16 protein-coding genes and 2 tRNA genes are annotated in these 19752 nt (G+C 52.5%); 10 read left to right on the forward strand and 8 right to left on the reverse strand.

Features of this window, described 5'->3' with window-relative positions:
- Positions 1–206 precede the first annotated feature (206 nt).
- From URZ40_RS06035 to URZ40_RS06045, 3 genes are all read left to right on the forward strand, one after another.
- Positions 207–282: transfer RNA gene (locus URZ40_RS06035), tRNA-Ala, on the forward strand.
- A 41-nt stretch (positions 283–323) separates the two neighbouring features.
- Positions 324–399 (forward strand) — tRNA-Ala (locus URZ40_RS06040).
- Positions 400–614: 215 nt separating this feature from the next.
- Positions 615–2804: an EAL domain-containing protein gene (locus URZ40_RS06045; protein WP_320720028.1), complete on the forward strand. Its 2190-nt coding sequence runs from the start codon at positions 615–617 to the stop codon at positions 2802–2804.
- 45 nt (positions 2805–2849) lie between these two features.
- Here the strand turns inward: URZ40_RS06045 and URZ40_RS06050 are convergent, their stop codons facing one another.
- Entirely contained in the window at positions 2850–4037 is a 1188-nt protein-coding gene (locus URZ40_RS06050) for a NupC/NupG family nucleoside CNT transporter (RefSeq protein WP_116338443.1), read from the reverse strand.
- A gap of 346 nt (positions 4038–4383) precedes the next feature.
- On the opposite strand from URZ40_RS06050, the gene URZ40_RS06055 reads away from it, so the two are divergent.
- Positions 4384–5622 carry an Nramp family divalent metal transporter gene (locus tag URZ40_RS06055; RefSeq protein WP_320720029.1) on the forward strand — a complete coding sequence of 413 codons (1239 nt, stop codon included), beginning with the start codon at positions 4384–4386 and terminating at the stop codon, positions 5620–5622.
- Between the two features lie 32 nt (positions 5623–5654).
- Here the strand turns inward: URZ40_RS06055 and URZ40_RS06060 are convergent, their stop codons facing one another.
- On the reverse strand, positions 5655–6005 hold the full coding sequence (locus URZ40_RS06060) for a DUF2502 domain-containing protein (RefSeq protein WP_116338447.1): 351 nt from the start codon (positions 6003–6005) through the stop codon (positions 5655–5657).
- Positions 6006–6132: 127 nt separating this feature from the next.
- On the reverse strand, positions 6133–7131 hold the full coding sequence (gene mgrA, locus URZ40_RS06065) for an L-glyceraldehyde 3-phosphate reductase (RefSeq protein ID WP_192983635.1): 999 nt from the start codon (positions 7129–7131) through the stop codon (positions 6133–6135).
- A 184-nt stretch (positions 7132–7315) separates the two neighbouring features.
- Between mgrA and ipdC the strand changes: the two genes are divergently transcribed.
- A complete protein-coding gene (ipdC, locus tag URZ40_RS06070; RefSeq protein ID WP_163330973.1) occupies positions 7316–8974 on the forward strand; it encodes an indolepyruvate decarboxylase in 1659 nt (552 codons plus the stop codon).
- Here the strand turns inward: ipdC and URZ40_RS06075 are convergent, their stop codons facing one another.
- Positions 8975–10210 (reverse strand): ion channel protein, encoded by a 1236-nt coding sequence (locus URZ40_RS06075; protein WP_116338453.1) that lies wholly within the window; start codon positions 10208–10210, stop codon positions 8975–8977. It lies immediately after the preceding gene.
- A 204-nt stretch (positions 10211–10414) separates the two neighbouring features.
- Here URZ40_RS06075 and glk point away from each other — a divergent pair, with 204 nt between their 5' ends.
- Positions 10415–11380 carry a glucokinase gene (gene glk, locus URZ40_RS06080; RefSeq protein ID WP_320720032.1) on the forward strand — a complete coding sequence of 322 codons (966 nt, stop codon included), beginning with the start codon at positions 10415–10417 and terminating at the stop codon, positions 11378–11380.
- Positions 11381–11418: 38 nt separating this feature from the next.
- Here glk and URZ40_RS06085 read toward each other — a convergent pair whose 3' ends face one another.
- Together URZ40_RS06085 and URZ40_RS06090 are read right to left on the reverse strand one after the other, a co-directional pair.
- The gene (locus tag URZ40_RS06085) at positions 11419–12150 is read right to left on the reverse strand and encodes a LytTR family DNA-binding domain-containing protein (protein WP_116338457.1); all 732 of its coding nucleotides are present in this window, start codon (positions 12148–12150) and stop codon (positions 11419–11421) included.
- A gap of 1 nt (position 12151) precedes the next feature.
- Positions 12152–13858, reverse strand: coding sequence for a sensor histidine kinase (locus tag URZ40_RS06090; RefSeq protein ID WP_116338459.1), 1707 nt, complete (start codon positions 13856–13858; stop codon positions 12152–12154).
- Positions 13859–14244: 386 nt separating this feature from the next.
- Between URZ40_RS06090 and alaC the strand changes: the two genes are divergently transcribed.
- Complete coding sequence (alaC, locus tag URZ40_RS06095) at positions 14245–15483, forward strand: alanine transaminase (protein WP_320720034.1); 1239 nt, start codon at positions 14245–14247, stop codon at positions 15481–15483.
- 53 nt (positions 15484–15536) lie between these two features.
- On the opposite strand, the gene ypdK is transcribed toward alaC, so the two are convergent.
- Positions 15537–15608, reverse strand: coding sequence for a membrane protein YpdK (ypdK, locus tag URZ40_RS06100; RefSeq protein ID WP_099458937.1), 72 nt, complete (start codon positions 15606–15608; stop codon positions 15537–15539).
- A gap of 358 nt (positions 15609–15966) precedes the next feature.
- On the reverse strand, positions 15967–16887 hold the full coding sequence (gene lpxP, locus URZ40_RS06105) for a kdo(2)-lipid IV(A) palmitoleoyltransferase (RefSeq protein WP_163330978.1): 921 nt from the start codon (positions 16885–16887) through the stop codon (positions 15967–15969).
- A gap of 12 nt (positions 16888–16899) precedes the next feature.
- Between lpxP and URZ40_RS06110 the strand changes: the two genes are divergently transcribed.
- From URZ40_RS06110 to tssC, 3 genes are all read left to right on the forward strand, one after another.
- Entirely contained in the window at positions 16900–17037 is a 138-nt protein-coding gene (locus tag URZ40_RS06110; RefSeq protein WP_159427010.1) for a hypothetical protein, read from the forward strand.
- Between the two features lie 640 nt (positions 17038–17677).
- Positions 17678–18175, forward strand: a complete 498-nt coding sequence (gene tssB / locus URZ40_RS06115) for a type VI secretion system contractile sheath small subunit (protein WP_320720035.1) — start codon at positions 17678–17680, stop codon at positions 18173–18175.
- A 32-nt stretch (positions 18176–18207) separates the two neighbouring features.
- Positions 18208–19752 (forward strand): type VI secretion system contractile sheath large subunit, encoded by a 1545-nt coding sequence (gene tssC / locus URZ40_RS06120; protein WP_116338464.1) that lies wholly within the window; start codon positions 18208–18210, stop codon positions 19750–19752.

The following is a 19752-nucleotide window of genomic DNA, read 5'->3' on the forward strand; positions in this document are numbered from 1 at the left end:
AATATTCGTGGGGTTAATTAATGGCTCATTTTATAGCACCGTTTTACATGAAAACGTGACAGGCTTAACTCATGACTGCGAGCAGGCTCGCAAAGTGATTCATTTGCATGATTTTTCGGCGATTGAATAGCTGGAATTGATTTTGCCGTTGACACTCCGCGGCGGAATTCATATTATGCCGCCCGTCAACATGACAGCTTTACGATGGGGCTATAGCTCAGCTGGGAGAGCGCCTGCATGGCATGCAGGAGGTCAGCGGTTCGATCCCGCTTAGCTCCACCAAACTCTGAACCCAACAGAGTGCGGTTAGTAAAGTCACATGTGGGGCTATAGCTCAGCTGGGAGAGCGCTTGCATGGCATGCAAGAGGTCAGCGGTTCGATCCCGCTTAGCTCCACCAAAATTTTAAACCCTCGTCAAAAGACGAGGGTTTTTTTTATCTGTTTGTAAAACCCCTCACCACTTTTTGTTATCAAAAAGAAGGTATTCCTGTACCTGACCTCAATCGACATCAATAAACCAGTCTATAAATAGACTTCAACTTGATTCGTGCAATTAATAAACCTATTATCCATCCGGTCAATAAAATGAACGGATAATAATGTCATCATCTTAATGAATAGAAAAACGTACAATAATGTAAAGATATTTATAATTGCCCTGACAATATGTCTGATTGCGGTACCTTTTTCCCGTTACCTCTCTCCCCGCGCAATGGTAAATGGTCACGATGTTTATTTAGCGTGGCTCCCCCTGAGCGTAATGCTGGCGGTAATACTGTTATTTGGTCGCCGGGCCGTTCTTCCCATTTTGTTAGGTTTTAGTGTCACTAATTTATTTTACGTTAATTTAGTGCCGCTACAATATTCAGTATTACTGTTTTGTCAGACCTTTTCGCTGTTCGCGGCGTGTGGCCTTCTGCGCCTCATGCTGGGCAGGCGCTGGCGCTTCTGCATCCCGAACAAGCACGTCGGGTTACGTATATTCTGGCTCGGTTTTATCGTTCCCGTCGGCATTAAGCTGTCGATGTATTTAGCTGGCTATTTCTTTGATTTCCCGGTAACTATCTCCACCTTCTTCGGCGAAGGAACGGTAATTTATAACGTCGTGGATATTCAAAGCCTGATTTGCGCGGCGCTGATTTTTACCATGATGTTCTATTACCCGTTAAGAATGATAATTAATCCCCGCTATGCCATAACCTTCTGGCGGCGAAGCGTGAAGCCCGTGTTTTTCCACAAGAATTCATTATATATATTTGTCTGGCTGATCCTTTTAGGCTTCGTCCTCGCCGTTTTATGTGGGCCTTTTGAATCACCTGTTATTGCGGGCTATTTAATGCCGCTGATTTTTATTCTTTTTACCTTAGCGATAAGCCGCCTTACCTACGCGCTTATCTCACTGCTGTGGGCTGCTTCAGCGCTTCTGCTGTTGACCTACAACTATAACTTCCTGAACGGGGTGGAAACCGGCCATTCGCTCTCCTTTATTCTGTCCGTGCTGATCTCTTTTGCCATCTGCTTGCTTTACATGTCGCGGATTTACCAGCGCAGCGAGTGGCTGAAGCGGGGGTGGCAGGGCAGGGCGCTCACCGATCCGCTAACCGGTTTACCCAATATTCGTGCCCTGGAAGAGCATCTTGAGATGCATCCGGAGGCCAAGGTTTGCATGTTGCGCATGGAGAACCTGGAATTTTTGAGCCGCCACTACGGGATCCTCATGCGGGTCCATTGCAAACGAACGATCGCCACGTCGCTGCAGCCGCTTCTGCAAAAGAATGAGATGCTCTTCCAGTTACCCGGAAGCGAGCTGGTGGTGGTATTGCTGGGGCCGGAAATTGCAGAGCGTCTCCAGCATATGGTCGATCGGCTGAACAGCCGTAAGATTTTCTGGAACAACACCGGGCTGGATATTGAGTTTGGTGCGTCCTGGGGAATGGTAGAAAACGGTGAAAATTTGCATCACACGCTGGGGCAACTGAGCTGGCTGGCCGAGCAATCTTGCGCAGGGCACAACGTGCTTGCGCTGACGAATAGCCTGGAGGCAGCATCGGGACAAACAACGGAGCGTGTTCTGATGTTAGCGCGTATTAAGCATGCTCTGGAGACAGATCGGTTCCATTTATACGTGCAGCCGATTCAGAAGGCAGACGGTAGCGGCTACTATGAAATTCTGACGCGCATGGAGAGTGAAGGGGAGATCATCACCCCGGATCGCTTTATTCCGTTGGTTGCCCAGTTCAACCTCAGCCACCGGTTTGATATGTGCGTTATGGAAAAATTACTGCAGTGGCTGCGCGATCACCCTGCGACGCAGGCTGGCGCCCGTTTCTCCGTCAATCTGATGCCGCTCACGCTGATGCAACAGGAGGTGGCGACCGAGATTTGTACGCTGTTTGAGCGCTACGGCGTTGCGCCTCAGACCGTGGTGATTGAGATCACTGAAGAGCAGGCCTTCTCAAATTCCGGCTGCAGCATCAGCAATATTCAACAACTGCGGGATTATGGTTTCCGGATTGCCATTGATGATTTTGGCACCGGTTATGCCAACTACGAGCGTCTCAGACGTCTGCAGGCAGATATCATTAAAATTGACGGCTGCTTTGTTAAAGATATTTGCACTGATGATATGGATGCGATGATCGTCCAGTCGATGTGTAATCTGGCGAAAACGAAATCGCTGTGCATTGTCGCGGAATATGTAGAAACACCGGCGCAGCGGGAGATGCTGCTTCGCTTCGGCGTGGATTATCTGCAGGGCTATCTGATAGGCAAACCCAAACCGCTGAAAGAATTGCGGGCATAAAAAAACCGGGAGCGAAGCTCCCGGTTTTTGTTTTAACAGTAAACGTTACAGTACCAGTGCTGCGATAGAAGCAGACAGAACGCTCACCAGGGTGGAGCCGTAAACCAGTTTCAGGCCAAAGCGAGAAACTACGTTACCTTGTTCTTCGTTCAGGCCTTTAATCGCACCGGCGATAATGCCGATGGACGAGAAGTTGGCGAAGGAGACCAGGAATACGGACAGAATACCCACCGCACGTGGAGAGAGCGTGCCGGCAATTTTCTGCAGATCCATCATCGCAACGAATTCGTTTGAAACCAGCTTGGTCGCCATGATACTGCCCACCTGCAGCGCTTCGTGAGCCGGAACACCCATCACCCAGGCAAATGGATAGAAGATGTAGCCCAGAATGCCCTGGAAGGAGATACCCAGCACCGCAGCGAACAGGGCGTTCAGCGCAGCAATCAGCGCAATGAAGCCGATCAGCATGGCGGCAACGATAATCGCCACTTTGAAACCGGCCAGAATGTACTCACCCAGCATTTCGAAGAAGCTCTGACCTTCGTGCAGGTTAGACATCTGGATGTTCTCTTCGCTGGCGTCAACACGGTACGGGTTGATCAGCGACAGAACGATAAAGGTGCTGAACATGTTCAGAACCAGCGCTGCAACAACATATTTTGGCTCCAGCATGGTCATATACGCGCCCACGATAGACATGGAAACGGTAGACATTGCGGTTGCCGCCATGGTGTACATGCGGTTACGGGACATTTTGCCGAGGATATCTTTATACGCGATGAAGTTCTCAGACTGACCGAGGATCAGTGAGCTTACGGCGTTGAAAGATTCCAGCTTACCCATGCCGTTCACTTTGGATAACAGGAAACCAATTCCTCGAATAACGAACGGCAGAACGCGGATGTGCTGCAGAATACCGATGAGCGCGGAGATGAAGACGATTGGGCACAGTACCTTCAGGAAGAAGAACGCCAGACCTTCGTCGTTCATTTTACCGAAGACAAAGTTTGTCCCTTCGTTGGCGAATCCGAGCAGTTTTTCGAACATTTCGGAGAAGCCTTTCACGAAGCCGAGGCCTACGTTGGAGTTCAGGAAGAACCACGCAAGTAAAACTTCAATGACCAGCAGTTGGACAACATAACGAATACGAATTTTTTTGCGGTCTGTGCTGACCAGCAATGCGAGTGCAGTAACGACAACAAGTGCCAGGACAAAATGAAGGACGCGGTCCATATTTGCTCCAAATATGAGGCAGGTTTAATTTTCGTGCACATTCTATGTAACAAGCGAAAAGAAAACGAGATCAAGGACACACTATAGTTACATCCTGTGACGAGTCTCAAAAATAGTGATCCACAATACATTTTTGTTATGTTAGGTAAATGAGTGAAAAGTTAAGTTTGTGTGCTACGCTTCACAAATGACTGCGCATTTTCACATTCTGTGATGTCGCACCACCTGCCCATCTATCGTTCTTAGCTATCAGAGAAATCATTTCAAACCATTCAAATGATCTTGATAATCATTCTCATTTTGATAGCATTAAACATAGCAAAGGCTATATTTCCAGAGGCAGATAATGACAAACAGTCGCGTAGAAGGTAGCAGTGGCAGAGCAGCGCGCAAGTTGCGGTTCGCATTAATGGGGCCTGCGTTCATTGCTGCCATCGGCTATATCGATCCGGGTAATTTTGCGACCAATATTCAGGCCGGGGCCAGCTTCGGCTATAAGCTGCTGTGGGTGGTCGTCTGGGCTAACCTGATGGCGATGCTGATCCAGATGCTCTCTGCAAAGCTGGGGATTGCCACGGGTAAAAACCTGGCGGAGCAAATCCGCGACCACTATCCGCGTCCAGCGGTCTGGCTCTACTGGGTTCAGGCAGAAATCATCGCCATGGCAACCGACCTCGCTGAGTTTATCGGCGCGGCGATCGGCTTTAAGCTAATTCTGGGTGTGTCACTGTTACAAGGGGCGGTACTGACCGGGATTGCTACGTTCCTGATCCTGATGCTGCAGCGTCGAGGGCAAAAGCCGCTGGAGAAGGTCATTGGTGGTCTGCTGCTGTTTGTCGCTGCGGCGTACATCGTTGAGCTGATTTTCTCACAGCCGAACCTGGCGCAGCTCGCGACAGGCATGGTGATCCCAGGCCTGCCCACCTCGGAAGCGGTGTTCCTGGCCGCCGGGGTGTTGGGGGCGACCATCATGCCGCATGTCATTTATTTACACTCCTCGCTGACCCAACATCTTCATGGTGGGACGCGCAAAGAGCGTTATTCGGCAACCAAATGGGATGTGGCAATCGCCATGACCATCGCGGGTTTTGTGAATCTGGCGATGATGGCCACCGCCGCCGCCGCTTTCCATTTTAACGGCCATACCGGTATTGCCGATCTCGATCAGGCCTATCTCACGCTGGAGCCGTTACTGAGCCATGCTGCTGCAACGATATTTGGGCTGAGCCTGGTCGCTGCCGGCCTCTCTTCCACGGTGGTAGGTACGCTGGCAGGGCAGGTGGTGATGCAGGGTTTTGTGCGCTTCCATATTCCACTGTGGGTGCGTCGTTTTGTCACCATGTTGCCGTCATTTGTTGTGATTCTGATGGGGCTCGATCCAACGCGAATTCTGGTGATGAGCCAGGTGCTGCTGAGCTTTGGTATTGCGCTGGCGCTGGTGCCGCTGCTGATTTTCACCAGCAATAAAACGTTGATGGGCGATTTGGTTAACACGACGCTGGTGAAACGAACCGGTTGGGCGATTGTGGTGGTAGTCGTAGCGCTAAACTTATGGTTGTTGATTGGCACAGCGCTGGGGCTATAAAAGAAAAAGGAGCCGGGAGGCTCCTTTTTGCATTAATGACGACCGTGGCCGTGACCACCGTGTCCTTTTCCGCCGTGACCCCAGCCGCCGCGGCGGTCGTCACGATCGTTCCAGCCTTCGCGGTAGCCGCGTTCATAGGCGTTATTTTTATACCAGCCGCGATGCAGGCCGTTATCATGCCTGCGCCAGCGGTCACCACGCCATTCATAATGACGGTTCCAGTAGTCACGGTCGCGCCAGTAGCCACCGTCCCAGTATCTGCCGTAGTCGTCACGATCGCCAATTTGTAATTTTACTGATGGCAACAGGGTGATTTCGCCCGCAGTGGCGATGAGCGGGGCTGAAGCCAGTAATACCGCTGCAAGAATCAGTGACCTGAACATACTCTTTCTCCTTCACGATCGGGGCCTTCGTGGGGCCTGTTAACGCAATATTACGAGTTGGTAAAGCCTCGTTTCATCGCCTCAACTCCGAATTGCTGGGAGAGAGCACTTTTTGCTAAAAGTGGTTTTATTTTGAGCTGTTCAGGATTTCGTTAATACGCGTCAGCTCTTCTGCGGAAAAATGGCGGTTTTTCAGCATGCCCACGGCGTCATCGATCTGAGCCGCTTTGCTTGCCCCAATCAGCACCGAGGTCACTTCCTCATGGCGTAACACCCAGGCCAGCGCCATCTGGGAGAGTTTCTGGCCGCGGCTTTCCGCCAGGGCGTTTAGCTTGCGTACCTTCTCCAGCTTCTCTTCGGTGATCTGATCCGGGTTAAGGAATTGACTGCCGCTTGCCGCACGGGAATCGGCGGGAATACCGTTAAGATACCGGTTGGTCAACTGTCCGCCTGCCAGCGGCGAGAAGGGAATACAGCCGACCCCTTTTTCCTGCAGAACATCCAGCAAACCCTGTTCCGGCGCACGTTCGAACATCGAGTATTTCGGCTGGTGAATCAGGCAGGGCGTGCCCAGATCGTTCAGGATATCAATCGCTCTACGCGCCAGTTCGGCGGGGTAGTTGGATAACCCGACATACAGAGCTTTGCCCTGGCGCACCAGATGGTCAAGCGCTTTCATGGTTTCCTGCAACGGCGTTTCAGGATCGGGACGGTGATGATAGAAGATATCGACATACTCCAGCCCCATGCGCTTCAGGCTTTGATCCAGGCTTGCCAGCAGATATTTGCGCGATCCCCAGTCGCCGTAAGGGCCGTCCCACATGGTATATCCCGCTTTCGTGGAGACGATTAGCTCGTCGCGCCAGGGCAGGAAATCCTCCTGCAAAATACGGCCGAAATTACGCTCGGCGGACCCCGGCGGGGGACCATAGTTATTGGCAAGGTCGAAATGCGTAATACCCACATCGAACGCGCGCTGTAAAAGTTGACGGCTGTTTTCGAGAAGCGTGGCGTCACCAAAATTGTGCCACAGCCCGAGCGAGACGGCAGGTAACCTGAGCCCGCTACGCCCGCAGCGGCGATACTCCATTGTCTGGTAACGACTTTTGTCCGGCTGATAACCCATTTTATGACCCCTCGCGCTGAAGAGAAAAAGCAGTGTATACGTTTACATTAACGTGAAAAAAAGCAGCATAGCGCAGCCTTTTTTGTAAAGCATTCTTTCCATACCCTTCTTACCGCCAATTCTGGACAGCCATCACGCTTATTTAATACTCAAGGTGAGGTCAACATCAGAAGGATACCTGTTTATGCGTACCCCGTACTGCGTCGCCGATTACCTGCTGGACCGTCTTACAGATTGTGGAGCCGATCATCTGTTTGGCGTGCCGGGCGACTATAACCTGCAGTTTCTCGACCACGTGATAGACAGCCCGGATATCTGCTGGGTGGGCTGTGCCAACGAATTAAACGCCTCTTATGCCGCTGACGGATATGCCCGCTGTAAGGGCTTCGCGGCGCTGCTGACGACGTTTGGCGTAGGAGAGTTAAGTGCCATGAACGGCATTGCGGGCAGCTATGCCGAGCACGTTCCGGTACTGCATATCGTTGGGGCGCCGGGCACGGCTTCTCAGCAAAGAGGGGAGCTGCTGCACCATACTCTGGGCGATGGTGAGTTCCGTCATTTTTACCATATGAGCGAACCGATCACCGTTGCACAGGCGATCCTGACCGAACAAAACGCCTGTTATGAAATTGACCGGGTACTGACGACCATGCTCCGGGAACGTCGCCCCGGCTACCTGATGTTACCTGCCGATGTGGCAAAAAAAGCCGCCACGCCGCCTGTAAACGCTCTCACGCTTCGGCATGCCCATGCCGATAGCGCCTGCCTGAAAGCGTTCCGGGATGCCGCGGAGAATAAACTGGCTGCCAGCAAACGTACCGCGCTGTTAGCGGATTTCCTTGTTCTGCGCCATGGGCTGAAGCATGCGCTACAGAAGTGGGTGAAGGACGTACCGATGGCACACGCCACCATGCTGATGGGCAAAGGCATATTCGACGAACGTCACGCCGGCTTTTACGGCACTTACAGCGGTTCGGCAAGCGCCGGCCCGGTAAAAGAGGCGATAGAGGGGGCGGACACGGTGCTGTGCATCGGCACGCGATTTACCGATACCCTGACGGCTGGCTTCACCCACCAGTTAACCCCGTCGCAAACGATAGAGGTTCAGCCTCATGCTTCACGCGTCGGTGATATCTGGTTTACCGGCATCCCAATGCTTCAGGCAATTGAAACGCTGGTGGAGCTGTGCAAACAGCATGTTCACGAGAAGCCAGCTCCCTTGTCCCATAGCGCGATGAACTTCCCTCAACCGGAGGGATCGCTTACCCAGGAGAATTTCTGGAAAACGCTGCAAACGTTTATTCGCCCGGGAGATATCATCCTTGCCGATCAGGGGACCTCGGCCTTCGGCGCGATTGACCTGCGTTTGCCTGCCGATGTGAATTTTATCGTCCAGCCGCTGTGGGGCTCGATCGGCTACACCCTTGCCGCGGCGTTCGGCGCGCAAACGGCTTGCCCGAACCGGCGCGTGATTGTGCTGACGGGTGATGGCGCGGCGCAGCTGACCATTCAGGAGCTCGGGTCAATGTTGCGTGATAAACAACACCCCATCATCCTGGTGCTCAACAACGAAGGATACACGGTTGAAAGGGCAATTCACGGGCCGGAACAGCGTTACAACGACATTGCGCTATGGAACTGGACGCAAATCCCGCAGGCCTTGAGCCTCGATCCTCAGGCTCAGTGCTGGCGGGTCAGTGAAGCGGAGCAACTGGCGGACGTGCTGGAGAAAGTGGCGCACCACGAGCGGCTCTCGCTGATTGAGGTGATGCTGCCAAAAGCGGACATCCCGCCGCTGCTGGGAGCGATCACCAAAGCGCTGGAAGCGCGCAATAGCGCCTGATTACTTGTCGTTTCGCCAGGCCATCATCATCGGTTTGCCCGCCAGCAGGAGCCAGGCGGGCAACATCACGATGCAGAGCAGCGGGAAAAGCGTTGAATCCGGCACCACGACCGCCGCCATAAACAGGCTTAGCCACGCATCACGCGTCACCACCAGTACCAGCCCCAGAATAGAGCAGGAGACGGTAATCGCCGCTGGAACCGCATCGACATGCTCGTGCAGCATCAGCCCCAGTGCCACACCGACAAACACCGCCGGGAAGATGCGTCCACCGCGGAAACCGCAGGCTGCAGCTACGACCAGCGCCGCCAGCTTGATGACGGCAAACAGCAGGTAATCGGAAACGCTAAATACCTGGCTGAAGGCGAGCTGCTGCATCTCATCCAGACCTTTGAACAGCGTCACCGTCCCGCCAATCGAGCCTAATATTCCGAGGATTAATCCCCCTGTACCCAGAATCAGCACCGGATGTTTGAGCTTATGCACCAGCCGGTGCAGGCGCGGAAGACACCATACCGCCACCATCCCCAGCGCGATGGCTATTGCGACGACGATGGCGCCGCTGAAAATATCCGCTATCTGCATCTCTCCGTAGTGGGGCAGAGAGAGGGAAAAATGGGGATGGAAAAACAGGCTGGTCGTCAGCGCGCCGGCGGCTGCAGCCATCAGCGGAGCAAAAAGTTTATCCCAGAGTGGGGCATCATCATTGCTGGTGAGCGTCTGTGAAAAAATCAGAGCGGCAGCAACAGGCGTGCCGAAAAGCGCTCCGATGGTGCCAGCGGAGGCGAGGATGGTCCAGTCCAGCGCGCCGACGCGCGGTAGAATGCGTGAGCCAAGGTAAACCGCCAGACCTATATTCACCGCCATAATAGGATGCTCGGGGCCCAGACTGACGCCGCCCGCCAGGCCCACGATCAACGCGACGATCAGCCCCGGCAGTGCAGAGGGCTGAATCGGAGCGCCAATCAGCGGTTCCAGCGCCGGGTCCGGTCCGGCATGACCGGGACTGAAACGGATCACCAGGCCCACCGCAATGCCGGTTAACGTCAGCATTACAATGATCCACGCCGAAGAATCAGCGGTGACTCCAAGTTTTGCCGGAAGCGCCGTCCATAACAGGGTTTGCAGCACCGACGCGACTTTCATCACGACAATAAGTACCAGGCTTGAGGCCACGCCGATGATCAGCGCAGGAATGGCCAGCAACAGCATGGTTCTGGCTCGCGGGTGGAGCATGATGATTTCCTTGTACAAAAGGTATTACGTTACTTTGCACATTAAGCCTTCTGGCAATAGTGCAAAAGGTGCTGAAACGGTAAAGTTATTCTGTGACGAAGATCGATAATCCACGGGCATTCACCTTCCGGTCGTTGTTGTTATCACGCCTTGAATTTACAGTGTCCCAAAGATTTATTCTGACTTTAGCGGAGCAGTAGAAGAATGACAAAGTATGCTTTGGTAGGCGATGTGGGCGGCACGAACGCGCGTCTCGCATTATGCGATGTAAGTAGCGGCGAAATTTCCCGGGCGAAAACCTACTCAGGGCTGGATTACCCAAGCCTTGAGGCCGTTGTTCGCGTCTATCTGGAAGAGCATCAGGCGAGCGTCGAAGACGGTTGCATCGCCATTGCCTGCCCGATAACCGGCGACTGGGTCGCAATGACCAACCATACCTGGGCCTTCTCCATCGCAGAGATGAAAAAAAACCTCGGGTTTGCGCATCTGGAAATCATCAACGACTTCACCGCGGTGTCCATGGCGATCCCGATGCTAAAGCCGGAGCACCTGATCCAGTTTGGCGGTGCTGAGCCGGTCGAGGGCAAGCCGATTGCGGTTTACGGTGCCGGTACCGGCCTGGGCGTGTCGCACCTGGTGCATGTTGCTCAGCGCTGGGTGAGCCTGCCGGGTGAAGGCGGCCACGTAGACTTTGCGCCAAACAGCCAAGAAGAGGGCATTATCCTCGAAGAGTTACGCGCGGAGATCGGCCACGTTTCCGCCGAGCGCGTCCTTTCAGGGCCGGGGCTGGTGAACCTGTACCGGGCGATTGTGAAATCGGATGGTCGTCTGCCGGAAAATCTGCAGCCGAAGGACGTCACCGAACGCGCGCTGGCGGACAGCTGCATTGACTGCCGCCGCGCTCTGTCGCTGTTCTGCGTGATCATGGGACGTTTCGGCGGCAACCTGGCGCTGACGCTGGGCACTTTCGGTGGGGTCTATATTGCGGGCGGGATTGTGCCGCGCTTCCTCGACTTCTTTAAAGCCTCCGGCTTCCGCGGCGGGTTTGAAGATAAAGGGCGCTTCAGAAGCTACGTACAGGACATTCCTGTTTATCTCATCGTGCATGATAACCCAGGCCTGCTGGGTTCGGGTGCCCATCTGCGTCAGGTTCTCGGTCAAATCCTCTGACGCATCATAACCCTCTCCCGCGGGAGAGGGCTCTTTCGTTACAGGTGCATCAGCTGGCGGAACTCTTTCACTTTGCTGCGGCTCACCGGCACCTGAAAATCCAGATCTTTGAGACGCAAAATATAGGTGTTGTTAAACCACGGTTCGATCTCGCGGATCTTATTTAAATTGACGCAGAACGAACGGTGGCAGCGGAAAAAGTGGGCCGCTGGCAGCTTGCTGCAAAACTCGGTGATGTTCATCGCCATGACATACGATTCCCGCCGCGTATAGACAAACGTCATCTTTTCGTGCGCTTCGGCGTAGTAGATATCGTTGACCGGGGTCACGATGATGCGCTCATCTTTGACCAGATTAATGGTGTCGTTTTCGCGTACCGCGGGGCTGGCGCTGGCGGGGGCGGTCTGCTGCTGCCATGCGGCCTCCAGCTTTTGCAGCATGCTGACAATCCGCGACTCCTGGTAAGGTTTCAGAATATAGTCAAACGCCTCCAGCTCGAAAGCTTCTACGGCGTGCTCTTTCCAGGCGGTAACGAACACAATAAACGGCTTATGGGCAAACTGATTGATGTTTTGCGCCAGCAGTACGCCATCCAGCGAGGGAATATTGATATCGAGAAAAATCGCGTCGACCCGGTTGTGCTGCAAAAACTTCAGCACGTCCAGACCGTCATCAAACGTACCCACAATCTCCATCTGGCTGTGGGTTTTGATAAGCCAGCTGAGCTCCTGTTGAGCCAGGAATTCATCTTCTACGATGATAACTTTCATATTACTCGCCCTGAGGTAACAGTGATGTCGCCGCATGAACAGGGGAGCGTTCATTCGGGACGTAAAAAGCGATTTCAGTGCCTGGTTCAAGACGGTGAATATGCAGCCCGTCGCCGTAGAGAAGCTTGACCCTGTGGTGTACGTTCAATAGCCCGATTTTATTCCCTGGCATTTCGTTAGACTCCACGCGCTCAATGACTTTTGGGTCAATCCCGTGGCCGGTATCGCGTACGGCAATACGCACCCGGTTTCCGCTTTCAGTGATGCTGATGGTGACCACCCCTTTGCCTTTACAGGGCTGAATACCGTGAACAATCGCGTTTTCGACCAGCGGCTGGATCAGCAGGCTCGGGATCACGCAGTTGACCTCTTCATCAATATCAAAAATCACCGTGAGCTTGTCGCCGAAGCGCGCCTGCTCAATCGCAATGTAGTCTTTGATCTGATACAGCTCTTTTTTGATGTCGATCTGCTCGTCATCTTTTAGTTCGATGTTGTAGCGCAGATAGCGCGACAGGTTAAAAATCAGCTGGCGCGCGGTGTCCGGATTCAAACGAATGGAAGAGGAGATGGCATTCAGCGCGTTAAACAGGAAATGGGGATTAATTTTGCTCTGAAGCGCGCGCAGCTCTGCCTTATTTGCCATCTCGCGCAGCTGTTCTGCCCGGGAGACCTCAAGCTGGGTAGAAATAATCTGCGACAGGCCAATGGCCATCTCCTGCAGCGTGGAGGTGATCTGATGCGCGTGGCAGTAATAAATTTTCAGCGTGCCCGTCACAACGCCTTTCTCCCACAGCGGGATCACCAGCATCGAGTGAATCTCCGGCGTTCGGTGAGCTTCATCATTGTTTTTAATAATGATTTTGCCGTAGTTAATCGCCTGTCTGGTGGTCGGACTAATGGTGTCATCACTGTCGCGATAGTTGTGTTCCCCAACGCCAACGTAGGCCAGCACGTGGTCGATATTGGTGATGGCGACGGCGTCAGCGTGAATGTCGTGGCGGATAATCTCGCAAACCTGGCGCAGCGACTCCGCGTTAACGTGACGAAAGAGCGGCAGCGTTTTGTTGGCGATGTCCAGCGCCAGCTTGGCCTGACGGGCGGCGCTGGCCTCTTTCTCCCCTTCAACGCTCTGCACCAGCAGCACGATAAAACCGATGCAGACGCTGCCCAGGATCATGGGAATACCTATTTTTGAAACGATATCCAGCCCCAGCGCGGTGGTGGGGGCCCAGACGACGACCAGAATCATGGTCAGCGTTTCGCACACCATGCCCGCGACAATCCCGGCGCGCCAGCGCTGTTTTTTCGGGATCTTGCGGCTTATCCAGCCGGATAGCACCCCGGCGATAATGCTGGTGATAAAGCACGGCACTGCCGTTACGCCACCGATATCAATCAGGTAGCGATGGGTCCCGGCTATCACGCCGGTGATGATACCCACCCACGGGCCAAACAAAATTCCGCCGGACATGACGGCGATAATGCGCACGTTAACCAGCGAACCCTCTACCGGCACCCCGGACCAGGTGCTGAACAGGGCGAACAGCGAAAAGATGGCGGTTACGGCCAACAGCTCTTTCGGCGAGTGTGCGGATTTATGCAACAGCTCGCGAAACAGGCGAATGCGAATAAGGAAGAACAGGCAAATCAGCATTAATGCCGCACGGTCAAAAACCGCCAGCAGCATAGTGAATATCTCGTGCACGGAGCAGACCTGGGAAAACGGGAAAAAACCATGATAAAAAACCTGGGGCGTATTGACCAGCTATCCGTCGGGTTTATCAAATGAGGAAAAACCATAATTTACAAAGGGGATTGCATGGTAAGGATTGATGCGACCCGATTTGTTCTCAGCACCATATCGGCAGGTAACTGTTTTGATATCATTGTGTTAAATAACGGCTAACAGAAAGCCGATATCAGAACCATGCTTTCAATTTCAGGCGTTGCCGTATTCCGGTTTTCACGCGCGCGCTTTTTTTTCATTTCCCCCTCGACAGCATGATTTTTTTCAGGTTATTTTCTAAGCACGCCACATCGGTGGCAGCGTCGCTCGGACGGTCCGGGCGCTAACGTTAATCTGAGGAATCTATGGCTGAATTCAGTCCTGAACGCCGTTTTACGCGTATCGATCGTCTCCCCCCTTATGTTTTCAATATCACCGCTGAACTGAAGATGGCTGCGCGTCGGCGCGGCGAAGATATTATCGATTTCAGCATGGGTAACCCTGACGGCCCTACGCCGCCGCATATCGTTGAAAAGCTTTGCACGGTTGCCCAGCGCCCGGATACGCACGGCTACTCAACCTCTCGCGGTATTCCCAGGTTACGTCGCGCGATCTCGCGCTGGTATCAGGATCGCTATCAGGTCGATATTGATCCTGAAAGTGAAGCGATTGTCACCATCGGCTCGAAAGAGGGGCTGGCACACCTGATGCTGGCCACGCTGGATCATGGCGATACGGTGTTGGTGCCTAATCCAAGCTATCCGATCCATATCTACGGCGCGGTGATTGCCGGGGCGCAGGTCCGCTCCGTGCCGCTGGTGGAAGGTGTCGATTTCTTTAACGAGCTGGAACGTGCCATTCGCGAAAGCTATCCGAAACCTAAAATGATGATCCTGGGTTTCCCGTCGAACCCAACGGCCCAGTGCGTAGAGCTTGATTTCTTCGAGAAAGTTGTCGCGCTGGCCAAGCGTTATGACGTGCTGGTGGTTCACGATTTAGCTTACGCTGACATCGTCTATGACGGCTGGGAAGCCCCGTCGATTATGCAGGTTCCCGGGGCGCGTGATGTGGCGGTGGAGTTCTTTACCCTGTCGAAAAGCTACAACATGGCGGGCTGGCGTATTGGCTTTATGGTGGGTAACAAAACGCTGGTAAGTGCACTGGCGCGAATCAAGAGTTACCACGACTACGGTACCTTCACGCCGCTGCAGGTCGCCGCTATCGCTGCCCTGGAAGGCGACCAGCAGTGCGTTCACGAGATTGCCGCCCAGTATAAGCGCCGCCGCGACGTGCTGGTAAAAGGGCTGCATGAGGCCGGCTGGATGGTGGAAATGCCGAAAGCGTCCATGTACGTCTGGGCGAAAATTCCTGAACCGTACGCGGCGATGGGATCGCTGGAGTTTGCTAAAAAACTACTGCAGGATGCGAAGGTGTGTGTGTCACCGGGCATTGGCTTTGGTGATTACGGCGACACCCATGTGCGATTTGCCCTGATTGAAAACAGCGACCGTATTCGTCAGGCGGTGAGGGGCATCAAAAGTATGTTCCGGGCCGACGGTCTTCTCACCTCAAAGAGCGTCGCAGAACACCCCGCATCGTCATGACATAAAAAAACAGGAGCCAAATGGCTCCTGTTTTTTTGACTGCATGTTCTTCACTAGATCATCAGGGCAAAGGTTCCGGCCCAGACTAAAACGATCACCGAAATGCCCATAAAGAAATATTTCACGTTTCATCGCTCCGCGTATCTTGTGGTACGCACTTAAAAACAGAGTCCAACTGATTATAGAGAGCTGAAATCCGGCCAAATCAGAAATGAGAATTATCCCGTTATGCCGCCGACTCCAGCTCAGAATTCTGTGCTTTCCTGTAGCCAGACGGCGCTAATGTACGCCTAAAAATGAGGGGTGGCAAGAGGGATTTTTTTAAATAATTTCCGTTACTTACGAGTGTCGTGGAACGGCGACAGTTTGATTTCACGACGCAATAAATTCACTTTGAGCGACGCTATGAAAGGCGGTTTAGTCGTGGGATGACAGGTGATTGAAAAGGTTAGTTTCTTAGCGAAACTAACCTTACTGGAAGGCTTAAATATAGAGCGAGGCTTCGCCGAGAGGGCGCGTTTTGAAACGGCGATGCATCCAGAGGTACTGCTCAGGCGCGCGCATAATTTCTGTTTCGATGACCTTATTGATAAACGCTGCCGCTTCACACTCGTTTTCCGGATAGTTAGCCATTTCTGGGGAGATGTGCAGACGGTAGCCTGACTTATCCGCTTTTCTCACCATTGTCACGGTCAGCATGGAGGCACCTGACAAACGCGAAATGACAAAAGTACCGTTGGTCGTCGCCACGTCTTTTACGGCAAAGAAGGGAGCAAAGCTGCTGCCTTTACGTCCGTAATCCTGATCGGGTGCAAACCAGACGGCTTCACCTTTCTTCAGAGCACCAACCATACCGCGCAGGTTATTACGGCTGATCATCGCTTTGTTGGAACGCATACGGCCGCGCGTTTGCACCCACTCCATCAACGCACTGTTGTGCGGTCTGTAGGTTGCCATCATGGGCTGACAAAGCCCCATCACGCGGCCGCCCAGCTCCAGCGACATAAAGTGAACGCCAACGACCATCACGCCGCGTTTTTGCATCTGCGCGCGTTTAAGGTTATCCAGTCCTTCCACGTCAAACCACTTGCGCACGCGCTCATCCGGCCAGAACCAGGCCATGCCGGTTTCAAGCAACGCCATGCCGATAGACTTGAAGTTTTCAGCGATGAGTTTCTCGCGCTCTTCAGCATTGTACTGAGGGAAGCAAAGCTCAAGATTTTTACGCGCGATGGATTCGCGACGCTTCAGGAAATAGCGGGAGGCGCTACCCAGTTTAGATCCCAGCAAACGCAGCGCAGGGTAGGGGAGTTGAACCAGCAGCCAGAGAACGCCAAGACCAAACCATGTAAACCAGTAACGTGGGTGTAAAAACGCACGCTGAAATTTGGATTGAGACAAAATAGTAAAACCTATATGAAGCCTGTAAAGGTAGCGCAGAGTTTGCGATACGACGTGCCGATAAGACCGTTCTTCAAGGTGATGGTTGCAGGCTTTACCGAACTTTACGGCGTTGCCTGGCCACTGCTGATTTGGGCGGGCGGCGTAATGTAGCACCGTTATACGTTATGTGCTATTACTCGTTTTTGATTAAAAAAGCGACAGTCAGGGAGGTGCTTGATTTTACAGTTTTTATATTCTCTGCTGTGAAAGCGTCAGTCTGCATGTGTTGGCGATGGAAACATCTCAAAATGGGGGGCTGAATGAATAAAAAGCGTCGCGGGTTAAGTTGTGGCAGGTCACTTAGTTAAGAAAATTATTTAACACTCCAGGTAAATTAATAAGAAAATTCCCTGCGAAATTTCTTAGGTGTTATTCATGCAATCAATAAAATCGTGTGTTTTCATTATTTCTTAACGTCTTCATTTTATCGAGTCACAATAACGCTTGCCTGTGTGTTTATTATTTTTGACTTCATTGTTATGATGCAGGTCAAGACAGGGCGTTTTTGTGAGGGTTTATCTGCCTGCGATCGTTTATTCGATATGAATATTCGTTTTATAGTCCAGAAGTAGCGTCTTTTTCTGAGTTGACTAGCCATTCCGCAATAATATTTTAGTGGAAAATTCTTAAGAAATTTCTTGATTCGGGTAAATGATCTGTGCATTTGATTTTACGCCGATCATTATTCTATTATTGCGCATCAAGAACGATACCGTGAAGTTTTCATAGCAAAACAAAGAGGGACGATGAGATGGCTGACAGTTTTCAGAATGAGGTGCCTAAGGCACGTATTAACCTGAAGCTTGACCTGCATACTGGCGGAGCAAGTAAGAAAATGGAATTGCCCTTGAAATTGCTTGTTACGGGTGATTTCAGCAACGGGCAGGAATCTGCGTCAATATCCGATCGTGAAAAAGTTAATATTAACAAAAATAATTTTGACAGTGTCCTTTCCGAATATTCCCCAAAAGTTAATCTGACCGTTAAAAATACGCTCTCTGACGATGGTGGTGAAGACAACATTCAGCTGACTTTTCAGAGCATGAAAGATTTCACGCCGGAGCAGGTTGCTGCCCAGATACCGCAGTTGAAGGCGATGCTGGCGATGCGCAACTTGCTTCGCGATCTGAAGGCCAACCTGTTGGATAACCAGACTTTCCGAAAAGAGCTGGAAAAAATCGTTCTTGACCAGTCGCTTAGCGCTGAGTTGCGAAATGAGCTATCAGCTCTGGCACCAAAAAAACCTTAACCATCAAGCTGTTTTAACGGATTAATCAAGGAATGCTCATGTCTGTACAAAATAATATTGCTGGCGGTGAAAGCGTGGTGCTGGAACGTCCTGTTGCGGGTGGGGTTTACGCTTCCCTGTTTGAGAAAATCAATCTGAGCCCTGTCTCTGAGCTGAGCGCGCTGGATATCTGGCAAGATGCCCAGGCGATGTCAGATGCGACCGCGGATGAGCGTCTGACTGCAGGTATGCAGGTCTTTCTGGAATGTCTGACCAAAGCAGGCTCGAAGGTCGAAAAACTGGATAAGAGCCTGATTGATCATCATATCGCTGAGCTCGATTATCAGATCAGCCGCCAGCTGGACGCTGTCATGCACCATGATGAGTTTCAGGCGGTTGAAAGCCTGTGGCGCGGTGTGAAGTCGCTGGTGGATAAAACTGATTTTCGCCAGAACGTGAAAATTGAGTTGCTGAGCATGTCTAAAGAAGACCTGCGTCAGGACTTTGAAGACTGTCCAGAAGTCATCCAGAGTGGTCTGTATAAACACACCTACATAGACGAATATGACACCCCGGGCGGCGAGCCCATTGCGGCGCTGATTTCCGCTTACGAGTTCGACGCTTCAGCGCAGGATGTCGCTCTCCTGCGCAACATTTCCAAGGTCTCTGCTGCGGCACATATGCCGTTTATCGGCTCGGCAGGCCCGAAATTCTTCCTCAAGGAGTCCATGGAAGACGTCGCGGCGATTAAAGATATTGGTAACTATTTTGACCGCGCGGAGTACATCAAGTGGAAATCGTTCCGCGATACTGACGATGCCCGCTACATCGGCCTGGTGATGCCGCGCGTACTAGGACGCTTACCATATGGTCCGGATACCGTTCCGGTTCGCAGCTTCAATTATGTCGAAGAGGTCAAAGGTCCGGATCACGACAAATATCTGTGGACCAACGCATCGTTTGCCTTCGCGTCCAACATGGTGCGCAGCTTTATCAATAATGGCTGGTGTGTACAGATTCGTGGGCCACAGGCTGGCGGTGCGGTTCAGGACCTGCCGATCCATCTGTACGATCTCGGTACCGGCAATCAGGTGAAAATCCCAAGCGAGGTGATGATCCCGGAAACCCGTGAATTCGAATTCGCGAATCTGGGCTTCATTCCTTTGTCCTACTACAAAAACCGCGACTACGCCTGCTTCTTCTCGGCTAACTCCACGCAGAAACCGGCACTGTATGACACCGCAGATGCAACGGCGAACAGCCGCATCAACGCCCGTCTTCCGTACATCTTCCTGCTCTCGCGTATCGCTCACTACCTGAAGCTGATTCAGCGTGAAAACATCGGTACTACCAAGGATCGCCGACTGCTGGAGCTGGAGCTGAATACCTGGGTCCGCAGCCTGGTGACCGAAATGACCGACCCGGGCGACGAGCTGCAGGCGTCTCATCCACTGCGTGATGCGAAAGTGGTGGTGGAAGATATTGAGGACAACCCGGGCTTCTTCCGCGTGAAATTGTACGCTATTCCGCACTTCCAGGTAGAAGGCATGGACGTGAACCTGTCGCTGGTTTCCCAGATGCCGAAAGCGAAATCGTAA

The sequence above is a fragment of the Enterobacter sp. 296B2 genome (assembly GCF_034106185.1).
Classification (GTDB): Bacteria; Pseudomonadota; Gammaproteobacteria; order Enterobacterales; family Enterobacteriaceae; genus Enterobacter; species Enterobacter cloacae_N.